At 41.0% G+C, this 18942-nt stretch carries 17 protein-coding genes; 6 read left to right on the plus strand and 11 right to left on the minus strand.

Going from position 1 to position 18942, the window contains the following annotated elements:
• From BMX50_RS34535 to BMX50_RS34550, 4 genes are all read right to left on the minus strand, one after another.
• Positions 1-293 (minus strand): hypothetical protein (locus tag BMX50_RS34535; protein ID WP_208864719.1); only part of this gene is annotated, 293 nt, incomplete at its 3' end.
• A 79-nt stretch (positions 294-372) separates the two neighbouring features.
• On the minus strand, positions 373-525 hold the full coding sequence (locus BMX50_RS34540; protein ID WP_167667944.1) for a hypothetical protein: 153 nt from the start codon (positions 523-525) through the stop codon (positions 373-375).
• Between the two features lie 36 nt (positions 526-561).
• Positions 562-705 (minus strand): hypothetical protein, encoded by a 144-nt coding sequence (locus BMX50_RS34545; protein ID WP_158286820.1) that lies wholly within the window; start codon positions 703-705, stop codon positions 562-564.
• A 52-nt stretch (positions 706-757) separates the two neighbouring features.
• Positions 758-919, minus strand: coding sequence for a hypothetical protein (locus tag BMX50_RS34550; protein ID WP_158286821.1), 162 nt, complete (start codon positions 917-919; stop codon positions 758-760).
• Between the two features lie 568 nt (positions 920-1487).
• Between BMX50_RS34550 and BMX50_RS15435 the strand changes: the two genes are divergently transcribed.
• Positions 1488-2918 (plus strand): tetratricopeptide repeat protein, encoded by a 1431-nt coding sequence (locus BMX50_RS15435; protein ID WP_091211430.1) that lies wholly within the window; start codon positions 1488-1490, stop codon positions 2916-2918.
• A 15-nt stretch (positions 2919-2933) separates the two neighbouring features.
• On the opposite strand, the gene BMX50_RS15440 is transcribed toward BMX50_RS15435, so the two are convergent.
• From BMX50_RS15440 to BMX50_RS15450, 3 genes are all read right to left on the minus strand, one after another.
• Positions 2934-3230 carry a hypothetical protein gene (locus BMX50_RS15440; RefSeq protein WP_091211431.1) on the minus strand — a complete coding sequence of 99 codons (297 nt, stop codon included), beginning with the start codon at positions 3228-3230 and terminating at the stop codon, positions 2934-2936.
• A gap of 219 nt (positions 3231-3449) precedes the next feature.
• Positions 3450-3818, minus strand: coding sequence for a helix-turn-helix domain-containing protein (locus tag BMX50_RS15445; protein ID WP_091211432.1), 369 nt, complete (start codon positions 3816-3818; stop codon positions 3450-3452).
• Positions 3819-3984: 166 nt separating this feature from the next.
• Positions 3985-6270, minus strand: a complete 2286-nt coding sequence (locus tag BMX50_RS15450) for an ATP-dependent helicase (RefSeq protein WP_091211433.1) — start codon at positions 6268-6270, stop codon at positions 3985-3987.
• 282 nt (positions 6271-6552) lie between these two features.
• Here BMX50_RS15450 and BMX50_RS15455 point away from each other — a divergent pair, with 282 nt between their 5' ends.
• Positions 6553-7122: a hypothetical protein gene (locus BMX50_RS15455; RefSeq protein WP_143065189.1), complete on the plus strand. Its 570-nt coding sequence runs from the start codon at positions 6553-6555 to the stop codon at positions 7120-7122.
• Positions 7109-7795: a hypothetical protein gene (locus BMX50_RS15460; RefSeq protein ID WP_091211435.1), complete on the plus strand. Its 687-nt coding sequence runs from the start codon at positions 7109-7111 to the stop codon at positions 7793-7795. The genes BMX50_RS15455 and BMX50_RS15460 overlap by 14 nt, the downstream gene beginning before the upstream one ends.
• Before the next feature lie 6 nt (positions 7796-7801).
• On the opposite strand, the gene BMX50_RS15465 is transcribed toward BMX50_RS15460, so the two are convergent.
• The gene (locus tag BMX50_RS15465) at positions 7802-8161 is read right to left on the minus strand and encodes a response regulator (RefSeq protein WP_091211436.1); all 360 of its coding nucleotides are present in this window, start codon (positions 8159-8161) and stop codon (positions 7802-7804) included.
• Positions 8162-8514: 353 nt separating this feature from the next.
• Here BMX50_RS15465 and BMX50_RS15470 point away from each other — a divergent pair, with 353 nt between their 5' ends.
• Positions 8515-9672 carry a hypothetical protein gene (locus tag BMX50_RS15470; RefSeq protein ID WP_091211437.1) on the plus strand — a complete coding sequence of 386 codons (1158 nt, stop codon included), beginning with the start codon at positions 8515-8517 and terminating at the stop codon, positions 9670-9672.
• Between the two features lie 92 nt (positions 9673-9764).
• On the opposite strand, the gene BMX50_RS15475 is transcribed toward BMX50_RS15470, so the two are convergent.
• Positions 9765-11729, minus strand: coding sequence for a M1 family metallopeptidase (locus BMX50_RS15475; protein WP_091211438.1), 1965 nt, complete (start codon positions 11727-11729; stop codon positions 9765-9767).
• Between the two features lie 833 nt (positions 11730-12562).
• On the opposite strand from BMX50_RS15475, the gene BMX50_RS15485 reads away from it, so the two are divergent.
• Together BMX50_RS15485 and BMX50_RS15490 are read left to right on the plus strand one after the other, a co-directional pair.
• Positions 12563-14584, plus strand: coding sequence for a thioredoxin domain-containing protein (locus BMX50_RS15485; RefSeq protein WP_091211440.1), 2022 nt, complete (start codon positions 12563-12565; stop codon positions 14582-14584).
• 12 nt (positions 14585-14596) lie between these two features.
• Positions 14597-15100 (plus strand): FKBP-type peptidyl-prolyl cis-trans isomerase, encoded by a 504-nt coding sequence (locus tag BMX50_RS15490; protein ID WP_091211441.1) that lies wholly within the window; start codon positions 14597-14599, stop codon positions 15098-15100.
• Between the two features lie 130 nt (positions 15101-15230).
• Here BMX50_RS15490 and BMX50_RS15495 read toward each other — a convergent pair whose 3' ends face one another.
• Positions 15231-15950: a toxin-antitoxin system YwqK family antitoxin gene (locus tag BMX50_RS15495; RefSeq protein ID WP_091211442.1), complete on the minus strand. Its 720-nt coding sequence runs from the start codon at positions 15948-15950 to the stop codon at positions 15231-15233.
• 68 nt (positions 15951-16018) lie between these two features.
• Entirely contained in the window at positions 16019-18817 is a 2799-nt protein-coding gene (locus BMX50_RS15500; RefSeq protein ID WP_091211443.1) for a TonB-dependent receptor, read from the minus strand.
• Positions 18818-18942 lie beyond the last annotated feature (125 nt).

An 18942-nucleotide genomic window follows, 5' to 3' on the forward strand; every position in this document is an offset into this window, starting at 1 on the left:
AAATCAGCAGAACCTAAATCGCGTTTTGGCTGAGGACCGAAAGCGAAATCAGCAGAACCAAGGTCACGTTTTGGCTGAGGGCCGCGAGCAAAATCGGCAGAACCAAGATCACGTTTTGGTTGAGGGCCGCGAGCAAAATCGGCAGAACCAAGATCACGTTTTGGTTGAGGACCACGAGCATCGGCAGAGCCTAAATCACGTTTTGGCTGGGGGCCATTGGCTGCGTTTGCTAAAGTTGCTGTTGATAATATGGTGCTTAATGCTAAAGTTGCTATCAGTGTTAAATTTTTCATGATGTTTTTGAATGTGTGGGGGTACGTGAATATTTTTTGTTTAATTAAATCTCTTGTATGTTATTGTTGTCTTTTTTAATTAGTCGGCGCTGCCTAAATCTCTTTTAAAGCCGGTTGTTAATGAGTTAACCGGTGCAATCACCATTTTCTCTTTGTTTTCGTTTTTGTTTGTAGCTGATGATAGTGCACCTGCACTAAGGGTTATTGTTGCTATGAGGATGAATTTTTTCATGTTGTTTTTATGTTTTATTGATCGTGAACAGATAAATCAGTCAGCACTTCCCAGGTCTCTTTTGTAACCGGTTGTGAATAAGTGAAGGTTAGCAAACTCAGCTTTGGGGCTTTCCTTTTTGCAGGATGATATAACTCCTGTGAACAGAACTGCTAAAGTGATGGTGATTATTTTTTTCATGATCGTGTGAATATTATCGATGTTGAATTTTCTGTTTGATTTTAACCGGGTTTTAGTCGGCGCTGCCCAGGTCGCGTTTAAAACCAGCTGGCGTTTTAGTGAAATTGACAGCTGTTGGCTGTGCATCTTTTTTTGTCGATGATGACAAAACTGATGACGATGAGAGTACCCCGGCGCCTGCGGTAAGGAGTACAAAAAACACTGCTTTTTTCATATTGATTAATTATTGTATTTAGTATTCTATTTTTTAAATTAATACGATAGTAAATATTTATTAAAATTCATTAAGCTTATTTAAAGCTTATCACAAATATTTTAAAAGTCAGATTTTACGCTCTGTTTTTTTAAAAATCCTGTTATTTTAAAATTTAAATAAAAGCTTTCTGTTTCGTATTTTTATACTGTTAATTATTCGGTTAAATTACTAATTTTAAATGTAATATCATTCCGGCTGGTTGTTAATATGGTATACAATTTGTTGCACGTTTTTCACGTTATTTCGCTTATTTGATATACAAACTATAAACATATTGTACATTTTGCATATATGTTTAAATATTATTGCAATTGGTTATAAGTCGTTTTGAATGATATTGGGTGCTGGTTTTTATGTATTTAATATATTGTATATCAGATATTTAACACTGCAAATATAAATATGTTTTTTAATTAGTTTGAAAAATATAAAAAATAATTTTCCACATTGTTTTTTATTCTTAACATTAAATATAATTCAGCATTATTTTATAACTTTCACCCCAATAGAACGTAGAAGTGTTTTAATGAAAAAAATCGGCACATTTATATTATTCCTTTTATTATCGCTAACGGTATACGCGAATGATATAGCTGATGTTGCTGCTAAAGACACTACTGAAGTAATAAGCCTGAATGCCAATGCTTATACAAACAGGCTCACAAACCCCGAACAAACGGTAGAAGACGCTACCAAGGCGCTTAAACTATCTACCAAGCTAAATTATATTGATGGTATTGCAGAAGCTTACCGTGTTATTGGCATTGGTAAATACTACCTGGATCAGCCCGAAAAAGCTATCGAAAACTATTTAAATTCCCTTTCATATTTTACCCGTAACAATAACCTGAGAGGCGAAGCAAAAGTTTATAATAATATTGGCATCTTGTTTCGGGACCATGACTACGAACGCTCACTTACATACCTTAACAGGTCGTTGGAGATAGCGCAAAAAATAAATGATACCAAACTGGTTGGGTCTCTGTACCTAAATATAGGTAACGTTTACACGCGCAAAAACAACCTGTACATGGCGCTTAAGTTTTATGATAAAAGCTTCCCTATATTTCAAAAACTGCGCGACTCGGTAAACCTGATCCAGTGCCTGCAAAACCGCGGTGTTATTTATTTTAAGCTCAATGATTACGATAAGGCCCTGAGTTTACTGCTTGAGGCTAATGCCGGTGCTAAAGCGCGTGATTTGAATGAATCGGTTGCAAGCGTTGACCTCACGCTGGCCGCACTTTACATGACCAAAGGCGACTTCACAAATGCCGAAAAAATGGTGCAGGAAGGTACTGCCTATACCCAGTTGGTGAAAGATCCCAAGCTTGATTATGATTACAAATACACTACGTATGAGTTGGAATTTAACAAAAAGAACTATGCCCGCGCATTAGGGTTATTAAGAGAGATATACAAGCAGGATAGCGTTACGTACAAAACCAATGTATCGGCTCAAATGAACCTGGTAGAGGCCAAACGCAGGCAGGAAGAACAATTGAAAGAGAATGAAAGGATTGCCGAACGGCAGGCTTATGACCGATCGAAGTTTTGGGCAGTGACTGTAGTTGCAGGTTTGTTACTTGTGGTAATTGGCTTGTTGATTAGTAATGTAAAACGCAAAGCCAAAACCAATTCACAGCTTACACTGCTAAATGGAGAGGTATCCCGGCAAAAGGATAACCTTGATAGGATAAATCATCATCTTGAAGAGATAATTGATGAGCGTACCAAGGATTTACAATTAAAGAATAAAAAGCTTTCCGAGCATTCCTCATACCTGTCGCACCAGATCAGGGGGCCTATAGCTACTTTGCGCGGCTTGATTAACCTTGAAAAAGAAGGCCTGGTTGACCAGACCGAATGTTTGGATATGATGGATAAGTGTGTGTCTGAAATTGATGAAAAAATCATCGAAATGAGCGATATGCTGCATAACCCGCCACGGGTTTAATATTTCTCTTCCGCATTAGCTAAAATGTACCGGCAGGCTTGAATGTATTTGAGCTTCAATAAGCCCCAAGTAAATACAATACCACGATATCATTTGTAAAACCAGCAGTTGCCTGTGTTTATCATAGCCTTGTGTTTCAAAGGCCAGTGCTTCGTTGCCGGCAGTCACAAAAAATCTTACTTCGCCTTTGCTGGGTTTAAAGCGAGCCCTTAGTAAGTCAAATGCTTTTATTTTTAACTTACTTTTAGGATCATGAATAATACCGTCGCTCAGGGTTTCATTTTTTGATATGGAGATAAGATAATTTGACATACAGTTTGCATTTGTAATCCGTATGCCACAATTATTACTCCAAAACCTTTATAAAACGCTCATTATCGATAAATTAGCTAATATAAGAAGAAGATCGTTTATTGATGTTTCCTTTTATTAAATATTGTTAACTGGTATTTAATGGGGCCAATAAAACAGGACATCAAGCGAAGCAAACAATGTACACTATCTGTAAACTGTAATATTTACAGCACACATTTACATAGCTACGCTGGCCTTGTTGCGTAATTCTTCATAAAGTAATATTACTTTACGTTGTAAATTGGCAATTTCTGATTCGCGATCTATTAGCTTTTTTTGCGCAACGCTTAAACTTGAGGGCCTCATGTCAACCTCTTCGGTATCAAGTGCCAGTATGTTCACAACGTTAATGTCAAAAATATTTGCTATCTGTTCAAGGCGCGATAAGTTAATATCGGTTACTCCGGTTTCAATTTTTGAAAATGCGGGAATTGAGATGCCTAAACGGTTAGCCACATCCTCCTGGCTCCATCCATGCTGATGGCGTAATGTCCGGATGTTTTTACCAACGGATTTGTTTGTTTTCTTTTTTACAGTATCGCTCATATTAATCAAAATATTAATTAGGGAAAGGGATACTGATATAATCCAAATGGTATGCCATCATTAAATTACCTTTAAATTAGTGTTATAAGGGCAATTTAATGATGGACTGTGGTGAGGCTTGGGGAATCAATTCCTCAAAGTAGGGATTTTAACTCTTAGTTTATGTTTACTGAATAATGTAAAGCTTTGCAAATTTTAGCAATAACTGCTTTTGACCAATCTCTTTAAAAAAGATGGTGGCTTTTATATCGGGCTTATTACCCTCAAGGGATATCACTTTACCAAAGCCAAAACGTTCGTGCTCAACCTCCATACCCACCTGTAGATTCGAAGTGTCAGACGGTTTGAAATTGGCCGATGGTACGTGTGCCTTGGCCAGTATGGACGTAGTTTTTACAGGTGCGGCAGCCGCTGGTTTTGGTTTTGAAAATGTATCTGGTTGCTTATCCCTGCTCCATGCTTTGCGTTCATCGTCAAAAAACGGATTACTGCCGGAAGCTGGTTTGGCGGTATAATCAAGCTCGAGATATTTTGCATCAATTTCGTCCAAAAAGCGGCTTGGCTCGCAATTGATCAGGGTTCCAAACTTAAAACGTGAAGTAGCATAGCTGATATGCAGCTTGCTTTCGGCACGGGTAACGGCTACGTAAAACAACCGGCGTTCTTCCTCCAGGTCGCTGCGCGAGTTAAGCGACATTTGCGACGGGAAAAGATTTTCTTCAAGCCCCACAACATATACCTGCGGAAATTCCAAACCTTTTGACGAGTGGATGGTCATGAGCGATACCGTGTCTGCATCTTTGTTTTTATCCTTATCATCATTGGTTAACAGGGCTACATCCTGCATGAAAATATCGAGGCCTTTTTCTTCAATATCCTCCCGTTCCGAAAACTCTTTGATACCATTTAAAAGCTCCTGGATATTTTCGTAACGGTTAAGTCCTTCTACCGATTTATCTTCATAAAGATCTTTCAATAAGCCCGAATGCTGGGCTACATATAAAGCAGATTCGTAGGCTGATTTTGTTTTGGCAAGCACCTGGAAACTCTGGATCATGGTAGCAAAATTGGCTACCGCACCGGATATTTTACCCTCAAGGTATTTGCCGGGCTCAACAATAACCTCCCAAGGTGTTATGCCATGCTGATCGGCAGCTACGATGATCTTATCAACTGATGTATCACCTATGCCGCGTTTAGGGTAGTTGATAACGCGTTTCAAAGCTTCCTCGTCGTTAGGGTTAAAGGTAAGCCTGAAATACGCTATCAGGTCTTTAATCTCCTTGCGTTGATAAAATGACAGCCCTCCATATATTTTATACGGGATGCCAAGCTTGCGTAAGGCTTCCTCCATGGAGCGCGATTGCGCATTGGTGCGGTAAAGTATAGCAAATGCAGCCCATTTAAGCCCGTTCGAGCTGCGGTCCTGCATAATGGCTTCGGCTACCAGTTTGCCCTCCTCATTATCGCTGAAGGCCCGCATAACCTTAATTTTTTCGCCCGATTCTTTTTCGGAGAATACGTTCTTCTTAAGCTGATCTTTATTATTGCGGATGATGCTGTTGGCTACATTTACAATATTTTGTGTAGAACGATAGTTTTGCTCCAGCTTAAATACTTTCAGATCGGGATAATCCTTTTCAAAATTTAAGATGTTCTGAATATTGGCGCCACGGAAAGCATAAATACTTTGTGCGTCGTCGCCTACAACGCACAGATTTTCGTTAACGGCAGCAAGCTTTTTAACAATGAGGTATTGCGAAAAGTTGGTATCCTGATACTCATCAACCATGAGGTATTTAAACTTATGCTGGTATTTATTGAGCACATCGGGATGCAGTTTCAGCAACTCGTTGGTTTTGTATAGCAAATCGTCAAAATCCATTGCGCCGGCGCGATAGCAACGGGTGGCATACATCTCGTAGATTTTGCCCATTTGCCCGCGGCCGCTCGAAAAATCGTCGGCCTGGATCTGTTCGTTCTTGTTATATTCCTGCCACGAGATCAGGTTATTTTTTGATGCCGAGATGCGGTTGAGTACAAAGTTTACATTGTATAGCTTATCATCAAGGTTCATTTCTTTTAAAATGGCCCTTAAAACACTCTTGCTATCGTCGGTATCATAAATGGTGAAGTTGCTTGGATAGCCAATTTTTTCGGCTTCAACCCGCAAAATTTTGGCAAACACCGAGTGGAAGGTGCCCATCCATATATTTTTGGCTTCGGTACCAACAACGTGGGTAATACGCTCGCGCATTTCGCGGGCGGCCTTATTGGTAAAGGTAAGTACCAGTATGTTAAATGAATCAACACCCTTGCGTATCAAATGCGCCACGCGATAGGTAATAACACGTGTTTTGCCCGATCCGGCACCGGCAATGATCATCACCGGCCCTTCAGTTTGTTCAACTGCTGCCCTTTGTTCGGGGTTTAATCCCTGTAAATAATCCAAAATCTTTTCCTCTTTCTATGAGGCAGCGAAATTAAGCTTTTGGGGCGAAAGGGGAAAGCGGTTTTGTGGATTTGCGGTTGGTCGCTGGGGTTTTTATTTATCTCAACCGATAAATCTTGAGTAATTTATGTTGCCATATCAATTAATCGGCTTTTATAGATTGTAAAACAATAGACAGCTATGATTTTGAAATAATTAAGATTTTACTATTACAACCAATAGGAATAAGTATTATATTTATTGTAATTATTTCTGAACTGGAAATTACCTAAATCGCATATCATGTCTGTTTTAAATTTAAAAGAAGACAATCTTCCCCTGGTTTTTGCATTAATGCTTGGGTTTATCATTTGGGGGCTTGAGCATATTGTCGAAGAGTCGTTAAAAACGCCAGTTATAGAGTACTCTGTGTCAAAAAAAATTAAAAAAGATACAGTACAACTTATCTACGAGTTTTCTAATCTGTCGCGAGAAAAAAAATATAGTAATCTTAAAATACTATATCTGTTAGATCAGAATCAAAGGATTTATACAGGGAGCTATGTTCCGGATAGATTGGCGGTGGAAGATCAGAACGACGTTCCTTTTTATATAGATACTACTCATAACGAAGGTGTCTTTAATATTAAAACTGTACAACCGCTTGCTTCATTTAAAATTATTCTGAATATCCGTAACGATACACTCCCCGAAATCAGATACGCTACAGAGGAGACTATTATTTTAAAGGAATATTCATTGGATGTTTTTCTTGTAAAAAATGAGTTCATTGTAATATTTGTACTGATAATAATTTTTATTGTTTCTCTAACCTTTTACGCAATTAAATTTAAACCCAATGAAACACGCTAAATTATTTCTTTTGTTACTATTTGCAGGGTATACTGCATTTGGTCAAGGCTCAAAAAGGATATTGATTGTAGATAATGTTTTACTGAAACCAATACGTTGTAAATTGGTAATCAGGAAAAATAACAAAGAAACGGAGTTGGGACAAAATGATGTTAATGGGTATATAACTATTCCTTGCGGAAATGCAGATTCAATAAAAGCGATACCTAATGACATAATACGCTTTTATAATAGTCAATACTACATTTGCGGTAATTTATCAGATAAAATTATGATATCAAACAGGTATCAGTACGCAGTTCTAAATAAAAAGATAGATTCGGTTGTATTAAAAAAGGATTATTTAAGTGCTGCGTTGTATTATAATGTTTTATATACAAGCTATAAATCAATTGATTCTGGTGCAACCGCCAATATATATCAACGTTTATCTTACCAGGCGCTGGCGCAACATTTTAAGATTGATCAATCAATACAGTATGAAATTAATTCGCCACAGTTTAAAATGTCCGACAAGTTAAAAGGGGCGTTAATAAACATTCAGCAGCAGAACGGCTCGATTTCAAAAGTTGATGAAAAGGGTAACCTTGTTTTGGATAACAGGACGTTACAGATTTTAGTTGGTAAGCCAAAATTTGACTCAGCCTTACAAGGGGTTGCTGTGATACAGTAATATTCCTCAATTCAAAAACCTGTTAATAGTTTTCACCAGTTTATTTATATCAAAAGGTTTAGGCACAAAAGCATCGTAACCAAAGTTAACCAAGGCGATGGCCTGCTCATGATAAGCCGAGATCAGGATCACTGGGATATGCCGGGTATCTTCATTACTTTTAATAAGCTGGCAAATGCGGCCGCCGTTCAGGCCCGGCAGCATATAATCGGTTAGGACAAGATCGGGGTTATAATTTTTTACAGCTGCTATAATATCATCAGTACGGTCAAGGCCTGTAACCTCAAAGTCATGAAAGGTAAGCACGGTTTCAAGCACCCGTAAAATTTCGGCATCATCTTCAATTATGAGTATATTTTTTGCCATAGGTAAAATGCTAATTATGGTGTATTAGGTTATTAGCTCTTAATGTCGCAAATAAACAAAATGTTTTATAATTAAAAATATTTCCTGGTATTTAGGTGAAGTTAATATAAGGTTATATTACAAATATATTCCTTATTAACAGTTAGATATGGTGCTATTTTAATGGTATATTATCTTTTGTAAAGATAATTGTTTTGATTTCTTTTTTACAATAGAAACAACATATAGTTAACTATATCATCATTTTGTGATAACAGTGCAAATGGTTATCATGTTTGTTTCATCAGTAGGATGCAACACATTGATAAGTTGGGTGTCACTTAGGACATAACCTAACAGATATGATTTGCAAAATGAAAATTAAATTTAACCTTGGCTTAATGCTTTTAATCTGTTTTAGTGCTGTTGCAAATAACAGTGTTGCGCAGTTAGCCAATAAAGTGGAAACCGATAATACTGTTCCGGCAAACCAGGGCGAAACGGATACAACTGGTAACAATGCAGCCATTATCGTGCCTGCTCCCGATGTTTTGAAAAATACCGGTATTGTTTATGATGATAGTGGCGATCTGCAGGATGAGGTTAAAAGCGGGGCATTAAAAACTGCGACAAAAAAATACACCAGGCTTTACGCAGTCGGCAAATTGGACGAATTGATGATCGATAACCGTTTCGGTGAGGTTAAAGTAAACACCTGGAACCGCAATGAGTTTAGTGTGGAAGTACAGGTGAAAATTTATGCCGATAAACAAGCAGATGCGCAGCATTTTTTAGATGTGGTTGGTATAAGCGATAAAAGGGGAGAGGCTGTGGTATCTTTTAAAACCATCATCGGGGCGAACGGCGGTGATAACGGGAATGTATTGTGGAAGGGAGAGGATAAACCTCATCTTAAAAAAATAGAAGTGAACTACCTGGTTTTTATGCCATCAAAAAATACGCTGAACATAAGCAACAATTATGGAACAACTGTTTTGCCCGATTTTAACGGCAAACTCATATTAAACAGCCTGTATGGTAATCTTACAGCAAAAAAACTGATCAACCCGCTTAACAGTGTAAAACTGAACTTTGGTAATGCCAATATTGAAGCATTCAGCGGCACACGGCTCGAGGTTTTGCATGGCAGTCTGGACCTTAATGAAGGTAGTAACTTTAATGTAAGTGTAACCTACGGCCCGGCAAGGATAGGGCGAATTTATTCTTCGGCTAATGTTGATATGAAATTTGGCAGGCAGTTGAGGATTGAAAACATCGACAAAAGTATCAAAACATTAAACGTAAATGTTGCCTACAGCAGTGTGCAGGTAGGTAGTATTACAGGCGTAAATGCCAATTGTGATGTTAGCACTTACTACGGCCACTTGAGCAGTAATGATCTGAATATTAAATTGTTCAGCAATGCAACGCCAGATAATGCAGCGAAAAGTTACAAAGGCCAGTTGGGCAAGGGGAATAAAAGCAGGAATATCGTGATAAAAACAAATTTTGGCCAGGTTAATTTTGATTGAAAAAAAATGGCGGCGAACTCAAACGCTCGCCGCCATTCAAAACTATCTCTAATCTCCCCTGCAAATCCGAAATCGAAATTCCGAAATCCAAATTATTCTCCCCTGTAAACGTTGTTTTTCAGGTCAACGTCGGGTAGTTGATGGTCAGGGTCAATCTCCATACTTTTAATGGCTGATGTTGAAGGATATTTAAACTTCCAAACACCATCACGCTGCCAGATATTTACCGGCAAGTGAAGAATCTCTGTTTTGCCATTAGCCTGAACAATTTTAAGATCAACAGGCATAGCCATTTTTTCGTTGTTGGTTAGGGTGATCAGCACACCTTCAGCAGGGTTGCCTTTGATATAGCTTACAGAAGTAATAGCCTGGTCAAGTTTCCAGGTAGTAAAGAACCACGACTTCCAAAACCAGTTCAGGTCTTCGCCTGTAGCGTCATTCATAGCCCTGAAAAGATCGTAAGGCAAAGGGTGCTTAAATGCCCAGTTTTTTACATACTCACGGAATGCATAGTCAAAACGTTCGGGGCCAATTACTACGTTTCTTAAAATATCCAAACCTAAAGCGGTTTTGGTATAATATTGACCGTAATCTCTAAGTCCGATAGCCTCGGGAGGGGTCATGAGTGGATCTTTGCTGTTGCGGTAACCAGCCAGTATATTTTGTGCCGAACCGCTTTTTTCAGCATACTCGCCTTTATTAAATTCCTTGGTAGCATATTCGTTAATAAAAGTATTGAAACCCTCATCCTGCCACATGTATTTACGCTCGTTTGAGCCCACAATCATCGGGAACCAGTTATGACCTATTTCATGAGTAACATCGCCCCAAAGGTCGCCCTTTTTTAGGTTGCTCAAACAAAAAATAGCGCCCGGGTACTCCATACCCAAAGCTACGCCCGATACATTGACAGCCGAGTTCCATGGATATTCAAAGTATAGGTTTGAATAAATTTCCATGCTGTTTTTTAGGTATTCGGTTGAGCGGCCCCAGCCATCGTTACCTGAGCTTTCAAGTGGGTAAGCCGACTGGGCAATGCCTTTGCGGCCAGAAGGGAAGTTAACCCTTGCAGCATCCCAAATGAAAGCATCCGAAGCGCCCCAGGCAATATCGCGGCTATTCTGCATTTTATAGTGCCAGGTAAGCGTACCCTTAAACGGACGGGTTGCACCTTTGCCAACTTCTGAAGCGCTGATGATGGTAACAGTTTTATCGCTGTTACGTGCCTGTTCCAATCTTTTTAACTGAACAGGAGTAAGTACTTCTTCAGGGTTTTGCAAATCGCCCGAACCAACTACTATTTTATTGGCCGGAACGGTAATGTAGTAATCAAAATCGCCGTATTCGCAATAAAACTCGCCCAAGCCCATGTAAGGTAAGGTGTTCCAGCCTTCTACATCATCATACACGCACATACGCGGGTACCACTGTGCAATTTCATATACATACCCCTGTTTGAATTTTTTGCGGCCCATACGGTCGGCACCGTAAAATGGTATTGCGAAATCATAATTAACCTTAACCTCTAATTTTTCGCCCTTACCATCCATCGGGGTATTGAGGCGCAGCTGCATGCGGGCATCGGTAATGATAGGATCAACTTTATAAGTTTCGCCTTTGTAGGTAACCTCAACAGAAGCAATATGGTAACCTCCGCGACTAAAACCACGAACATCAAACCTGTCGCCGGTATAAGGAGTTACAGCCGCTCCGCGCGAGTCGGGTTTAAAAAGGTTTTGATCCAATTGTAGCCACAAGTAGTCAAGCTTATCGGGGCTGTTGTTAGTGTAGGTGATTTTGACTTCGCCGGTGATGGTTGTGTCCTTACCTTCGTTAAGTGAAGCTTTAATCTGGTAATCAGCCTTGTTTTGCCAATAAGCCGGTGAAGGTTTGCCTGCAGCAGAGCGTGTGCCACCGCTGGTAACCGGCCAGGTAATAGGGCCAAAAAGATCCTGGTGATTGTATTTTGTTGTGTCGGTACTTTGAGCAGATGCCGTTCGCGTTAAGGGCATCAGCGCTACAGCGCATAATAAATAATTCAGTTTTAAACAGTTCATCTTAAATTTTTGGTAACAAGGGGGCAAATAAAGTGAAATAATTTGTGAGTTTGGCAATTTTAGATGCCGAAAGAGTTGGATATAAGTGATTTTGACATATTAGGTTAGGGTTGTAATGGGGATGTTACTTTTTACGTCCCATCAGGTCTCTTGCTAAGGACCCTGATGTATACACCATGCAGATTCGTTGCTCCGGGTATTCCGTTAAATGTTTAGAAGGCGGTGAAAAACTTTGAAGGTAAAATGACATCTTCACCACGTCATTGCGAGGCACGAAGCAATCCCCTACAGGCAGGTAACGATCTTTATTCCATGGACTTCCATCGTCGCGCTCTTGGCCGCGCGTGGCCAGATACTTTTGTCTTGACACAAAAGTATCCAAAAAGTCAAGTCAGCAGATAGGCTTCTTTGCCCACAGGCCTTTGCCCTGCAAATCGGGCAGAACCACGGGCTGCAATTATTTTGCCCCGCTGCGCTCGCGCTTTCCCTATGCTTCTGCAAAAACTTGCTATGCCCCTTCCTGCGCTCAAGGCCACCATTGTTCTGCCCGCTTTCACCCGAAGCTTACCTGCTGACGGGAACATTCTTTATTTATCATGTAATGGTTAGCCCGTTGAAGCCTGGTGGGCAGGACCTCTGCATGCGAGTCATCGACCGGCTCAGGGTGACAGGCCCTCTTTGCTTAATGTCATTTCATTCAGAGGCCACCGGATTTAAACACTCAGCATAACAAGGCTTATAAATACCACTCCCCGGTAAAACTTTTCTAAATAATTACCATTTAACTTACAGATACAATTATATCTGCATTTTTGCAGCAAATACACAGCTATATGAATCGTTTGGCCAACTCTACATCGCCATATTTATTGCAACATGCCAATAACCCGGTTAACTGGTACCCCTGGGGCAAGGAAGCCCTTGATAAAGCCAGGGCCGAAAATAAACTGATCCTGGTTAGTATTGGTTATTCAGCCTGCCACTGGTGCCATGTGATGGAACACGAAAGCTTTGAAGATGAAGCTGTGGCTGCAGTGATGAACGAATACTTTGTTTGTATTAAGGTAGACAGGGAAGAGCGCCCCGATGTCGACCAGATCTATATGAGTGCCGTACAACTCATGAGCGGCAGGGGCGGCTGGCCGCTTAACTGCATCTGCCTGCCCGATCAAAGGCCTATTTACGGCGGTACCTACTTCCGTAAAAACGACTGGACATCGTTACTCTTTAACCTGGCCGATTTCTACAAACAAAAGCCCGAAGAAGCTGAAGATTATGCCGTGCGACTTACCGAGGGGATCCAAAAGTATGAATCGATAGAGTTTGTGGTTGCACAGGCAGAACATACCAAAGATGATCTGCAAGCCATTGTAAATAATTGGAAACGATATTTTGATAAGCAGGAGGGAGGCACCGGCAATGCGCCCAAATTCCCGATGCCTAATAACTGGCTGGCTTTAATGCGTTATGCTCATTTAATGAAGGACGAAGAGATTGCCCAACAGGTAAAACTCTCCCTGCATAAAATGGCTTTCGGCGGCATTTATGACCATGTTGGCGGCGGCTTTGCCCGTTACTCGGTTGATGGGCGCTGGCATGTACCACACTTTGAAAAAATGTTGTATGATAATGCTCAGCTTATCAGTCTGTATGCCGAAGCTTACACCTGGAAGCCGGATGAATTGTACAGGCAGGTTGTAGATGAGATCATCACTTTCAGTACGTGTGAACTGATGTCGCCAGATTATGGGTTTTACTCGGCGCTTGACGCGGATAGCGAAGGGAAGGAAGGCAAGTTTTATATTTTTACCAAAGATGAGATCGAAGAGATCCTGGGAGATGAAGCCGGACTGTTCAGCATCTACTACAATATTACGGAGGATGGCAACTGGGAAGAGGAAGAATCGAACGTATTGTTCCGAAAGGATAGTGACGAAGAACTGGCCCAAAAGTTAGGTTTGCCGGTTGATGAATTACTTGCCAAAATAAATTCTTCAAAACAAAAAGTATTTGAAGCACGCAGTGTACGTGTACGACCTGGATTGGATAACAAGATCCTTGCTTCATGGAACGGTCTGATGTTAAAAGGCTTGAGTGATGCTTATCGAACGTTTAATAAACAGGAGTATCTTGAACTGGCGCTGAATAACGCCGGGTTTATTTTAAATAACCTGCTTGGTCAAAATGGCAGGCTATCACGGGTTTATAGTGCCACATCGTCGCAGGATAAATCTGTAGCATTTTTGGATGATTATGCCAATATCATCGATGGGCTTATCGCCTTATATGAAGTTACCTTTAATGAGCACTGGCTGCAGCAGGCCAAAAATCTTGCTGATACAGCCATAGCCCATTATTATGACGAAACAAAGGGGATTTTCTTTTTCACGACCGATGATGATGAGCAGCTGATTGCCCGTAAATCTGAAATTATGGATGGGGTGATCCCTGCCTCCAATTCGGTTATGGCACGGGTGCTTAAAAAGTTAGGCTTGCTTTTTGATAACGAAAGCTACGTTGAGGTTTCGGCTCAATTGTTACGCAATGTAATGCCACAGCTGGCAAAGTACGGTTCGGCCTATTCAAACTGGATGATGCTTTTGCTTGATGAAGTATTTGGTATAAACGAAATTGCGATAACAGGTACCGAAGCCGAAGCTTTCAGAAAGGAAATGGAAAATAATTACATCCCCAATAAAATTATGTTGGGCGGTAATACAGGAAGTTTACCTTTGCTGCAGGATAAGTTTGGTGCATCAACACAAATTTTCATTTGTAAAGATAAAACCTGCGGATTACCTGCTAATAACCCGGCCGACGCCCTTAATGAAGTTGAAGCCAGATTTTACAACTAAAAACAATTTACAATGAAGATTGCACCTCAGCACGTAGTATCATTAACCTACGATTTGTACGTAGACCGCGAAAACACCGGTACCGAAACTTTGGTAGAAAGTACCACCCAGGAACAGCCGCTTACCTTTTTATTTGGTGCCGGTCAGATGTTGCCTAAATTTGAAGAAAACCTGAGCACACTTTCAACCGGTGATACTTACGAGTTTCGCTTATCTCCTGAAGATGCTTACGGTGTATATGATGAAGAAGCTGTAGCCAACCTGCCTAAAGAAATGTTCCAGGGTACTGAAATTCCTGAAATCGGCAGCATTTTGCCTTTGCAGGATAACCAGGGCCACCGTTTCCAGGCTATGGTAGTTTCAATTGCCGAAGATGCCGTTATTGTTGACCTTAACCACCCAATGGCTGGCCAGGAACTGCATTTTAAAGGTAATATCCTTAACGTGCGCCCTGCAACCCCTGAAGAATTATCACACGGCCACGCACATGGTCCGGATGGTCATCACCACCATTAAACCCCACCCAAACCCTCCCCTAAAGGGAGAGGGCTTTAAATAAAAAAGGTTCGCTTTAAGTGAACCTTTTTTATTTAAAGTATGCAAGGAAAGTCTCCCCTTTAGGGGAGATTTAGAGGGGTTGAGGCGCTCAATAAAATTCCAACCCACCGTCATTCCTGAAACCGCATTTGATCACTACCCGGCAGCTAACTGCTTCGCCGTTTACCGTAGCTGGTATAAATATCTTGTCGGCAGGGTCGGGTACGTCGATGCTCATATTAAAGGTTTTTTCGTACGAGCCGCTATATACATGTACCTTGAATGATGCAAGCCTTCCTAACGGACTAATAAGCAATTCTACAGCGCCAAATGATACATTGGGATTAAGGTTCATTAATTCCGGCGGAAGCTTAAAGAGGTTGAGATAGGGAAGATATCCAAAAAATCTGCCGCCTACTTTAAGCGGCTTGGTTGTTTTTGCCGTATCATTAAGTTTTACATCAACAAAATACTGCAGGTTTGAAGTACTGTCTTCCGGTGCTTCATAGGTGATCTGGTTGGTCCTGTAGTCGAAATTTTGTACCAGGTGCCCGCGGTTATCAAAAAAGTGCCAAACGCCGGTTCGCTTATCATTATCGTAATAGCCACTGGCCAGGGCATAGTTTTTTTGATACAACGCCTGGTATAGCCCCTGTCTGATGCCTCTGTTAATTTTTAGCACGTTAATCCGTTCAATTACCGAATCGGTGAGGCGATGTTTTACAACCACAGTTTCGGGGCTGTTTTTTGCAGCAACAGCATCCTTGGTTTGCGCAAAGGCAAGGCCGATAAATAGTATCGATATAAAGGTTAAAATAAGCTTTCTCAATGCAGGGATATAGATTGTTGTAAATATATAACAGCGGTTAACGTATCTCCAAAAAAACGGGATACAAATTATCCCCTGCCTCCACGACGACCTCCGCCACCTCCGCCACCTCCGCCGAAACCACGTCCGCCACCGTTACGCCCACCTTGCGGACGACTGCCCGTAAATTTTTGGAGCCGGAGTGTAAAGCTCAGCATAAAATACCTGCCCAGGCGGTTAGTGCGCGTATCAATTATCTGGTTTCCAACCGCTGTACGGGTGATGCCTTTGTTTTCGTCAAAAATGTCAAAGGCCTGGAACCGGAGCGAAGCAATATGCTTGTTTAAAAACTGGTATTCAAGATAACTGCTCAGCAGGGTAGGATTGGCCTTAACAGTACTGCTGAAGCCGTGATTGATGGTTTGGGTTAAACTATAACCAAGCACCCAGCTGTAAAAAAAGTAATTGCGGCCATCCAGTCCCAGTGTCCAGGTTTGGGCATCGGTATTTAATGAGGATGGCAGGCTGTAACGGGTGGTGTTAATACTGTAATTGGCGCTGATTTCGCTATCCATAATACTGTCAAGGTCAATCCTTAGTTTAGCCCCCTGGTTAAGTACCCAGTTTTTACCCTCATTGCGCTGATTCTCTATAAATGATATGTTGTTATTATAGCTGGCGCCGCCATTTAATGATACAGTGTACTTACGCTCGGCAAAAGGTTTGGAAAAGGAATAATTGCCGTTTACATTATAAACGCCATTGGTGTTAATGTAGCGGGTTTCCTGTATGGTGTTATTGCCTTTGGTGGTTTGGGTATTAGCACTAACCGGCGATGAGTTGGTGACTATTGCATCCTGTGTTTCGGCAAATGATAAATTGGTAAACAGTGAATTGCCGCTTGCAATATCGAATTGATTGTACCGTACATTGAAACTATTGGTAAAGGACGGTTTTAAATCCGGGTTGCCATAAACCCTGTTTTGAGGATCAGAGTAATCGGGCTGCAACTGTAATTGGCTAAATGACGGCTGTGCATTTGATCCGCTGTAATTGAATGAGAATGAATGGTTTTTTGAAAAATTATAGATAAACCTTGCTGTAGGAATAATATTAAAAGTAGATGTTGTAGTATGAAAGTTGTGCGATTCTCCATCAAGTTTTGAAGGCTGTACGGCCAGGCCTAATGTATAATTATACTTAGGTTGCACCCCGCGAAGGTTTAAGCCGATGCGGTTAGTGATAAACTGGTAATTATACAAAGTACTTAAGGAGTCGACATAGGTTTGATTGCCTGTTACAGGATCTACCCGATAGTTGTAGCGGTTATTATCGGTATTTGAATAATTGTAGCTGTAATTACTTTCCAGGTAAGTTGTTTTGCCAATAGGTTCGATATACGAAAAATGCACGCTTACTTTTTGCGATTGATTATCAGAGTTAACCTGCTGAAATAATGGTGTTATTACAGTGTCTGCCCTGGTAGTATATTTATCATTCAGCTCCTGGTCGTTTTTCGAGTAGCTTACATTGGCGTTTACACTAAAGTTACGCCCCTTTTTATGGAACTTGTGATTATAAAGCACATTGAGGCTGCCGGTTTGTGATGAGTTATTGGTTAAAGCCAGTTCATTACCTGTAACCAAATTTTCGTTACGGGTATTGCTGAAGGTATCGGTACTCATGTTTTCGGCAGTAGCGTACGAAAACCCCGGGTTTATTTTGATATAGTTGGATGTATCTATCTTGTATTCGATATTGAAATCAAAGCGGTGGTTAATACCATGGTTATGATTGGTGCTGTTATCCATATTGATGATATTGCCTGATTGATAAAGGTTTTGTTGCAGGGTTGTGCTGTTGATGTCCCTGTCTTTATCTGCAAAACTGTAGCTGCCATACACCGTTACTTTTTTGCTCCAGTCATCGCGGTAATTGGTGCCTATTGAGCGGTTAGTAGTGATGCCATTAGCAGTACTTACGCCTCCTGCACTGCTTCCGCCGCCACCACCTCCTCGTCCTGCGCGACCGCCACCGCCTCCGCTGCTGCCAATGTTGAACGTATTGGTGTTGTTGTTATTCCAGGTGCCGATGAGTGCCAGTTGCCTTGCATCATAAAATGAATTGGCCGAAAGCTTTGCCTGGTACCTGTCATCGTTACCTACACCCACACTTCCCTGGCCAAAGTTGCCCTTGCTTTTTCCTTTTTGGATGGTGATGTTCAGGATTTTGTCCGGATCGCCGGTTTTGATGCCTGTTAAATTGGCCTGGTCGCCGTAGTCGTCAATCACCTGTATATTTTCTACGATATCGGCAGGCAGGTTCTGGGTGGCGGTTTGTACATCGCCTGTAAAATAATCCTTGCCGTTTACCCGTACCTTGGTAACCTGTTTGCCATGTGCGGTTACATTGCCATCCTTATCAACACTTACGCCGGGCAGTTTTTTAAGCAGATCCTCCACCGGCGATCCTTCTCTCACTTTATAGGCGCTGGCTTTGTATTCAACAGTATCTTCTTTTATGGTGATGGGTATAACGGCCGAAACTACTACCGTGTTCAGCATATTGGTTTGAACCTTTACTTTGATGGGATCAAGCTTAATTGGCTTGGTATCATTATCCATTACATAGCGGCGTGTAAAAGGCTGATAGCCTATACCGCTGATGGTAAGTTTAAAGTTTTTGGACACAACGGCGGGAAAAAAAAATGCCCCCGCTGTACTGGTTGCAACCACTACGCTATCTTTATCGGATATCAGTTTTACGGTAATGCCCGGTACGGCGCCCACGCTGTCAACCACAGTTCCGTGTACCTCACGGGGCTGTTGGGCATAGGCCGTTGATAAAAAAAGAATGCCAATAAACGCAAGCAGTAAGTGTTTTTTCATAGTTTAGGGTCAATTTAGGTTATTGACCGTTAAAGTTTAATGAAGGTTTAATCATTTAACCCTATGTAATACTAATGTTGCATAAATTGTATTTTAGTGCATAACCTTATACTATCTTAACATCA

The organism is Mucilaginibacter gossypiicola, from assembly GCF_900110105.1.
In the GTDB taxonomy this organism is placed as follows: domain Bacteria; phylum Bacteroidota; class Bacteroidia; order Sphingobacteriales; family Sphingobacteriaceae; genus Mucilaginibacter; species Mucilaginibacter gossypiicola.

Bases quoted from the DNA above. Each gene is read 5' to 3' on its own strand.
- BMX50_RS34540 (WP_167667944.1), bottom strand. From the start codon at position 525: ATGAAAAAATTCATCCTCATAGCAACAATAACCCTTAGTGCAGGTGCA.
- BMX50_RS34545 (WP_158286820.1), bottom strand. From the start codon at position 705: ATGAAAAAAATAATCACCATCACTTTAGCAGTTCTGTTCACAGGAGTT.
- BMX50_RS34550 (WP_158286821.1), bottom strand. From the start codon at position 919: ATGAAAAAAGCAGTGTTTTTTGTACTCCTTACCGCAGGCGCCGGGGTA.
- BMX50_RS15435 (WP_091211430.1), top strand. From the start codon at position 1,488: ATGAAAAAAATCGGCACATTTATATTATTCCTTTTATTATCGCTAACG.
- BMX50_RS15440 (WP_091211431.1), bottom strand. From the start codon at position 3,230: ATGTCAAATTATCTTATCTCCATATCAAAAAATGAAACCCTGAGCGAC.
- BMX50_RS15445 (WP_091211432.1), bottom strand. From the start codon at position 3,818: ATGAGCGATACTGTAAAAAAGAAAACAAACAAATCCGTTGGTAAAAAC.
- BMX50_RS15455 (WP_143065189.1), top strand. From the start codon at position 6,553: ATGTCTGTTTTAAATTTAAAAGAAGACAATCTTCCCCTGGTTTTTGCA.
- BMX50_RS15460 (WP_091211435.1), top strand. From the start codon at position 7,109: ATGAAACACGCTAAATTATTTCTTTTGTTACTATTTGCAGGGTATACT.
- BMX50_RS15465 (WP_091211436.1), bottom strand. From the start codon at position 8,161: ATGGCAAAAAATATACTCATAATTGAAGATGATGCCGAAATTTTACGG.
- BMX50_RS15470 (WP_091211437.1), top strand. From the start codon at position 8,515: ATGAAAATTAAATTTAACCTTGGCTTAATGCTTTTAATCTGTTTTAGT.
- BMX50_RS15475 (WP_091211438.1), bottom strand. From the start codon at position 11,729: ATGAACTGTTTAAAACTGAATTATTTATTATGCGCTGTAGCGCTGATG.
- BMX50_RS15485 (WP_091211440.1), top strand. From the start codon at position 12,563: ATGAATCGTTTGGCCAACTCTACATCGCCATATTTATTGCAACATGCC.
- BMX50_RS15490 (WP_091211441.1), top strand. From the start codon at position 14,597: ATGAAGATTGCACCTCAGCACGTAGTATCATTAACCTACGATTTGTAC.
- BMX50_RS15500 (WP_091211443.1), bottom strand. From the start codon at position 18,817: ATGAAAAAACACTTACTGCTTGCGTTTATTGGCATTCTTTTTTTATCA.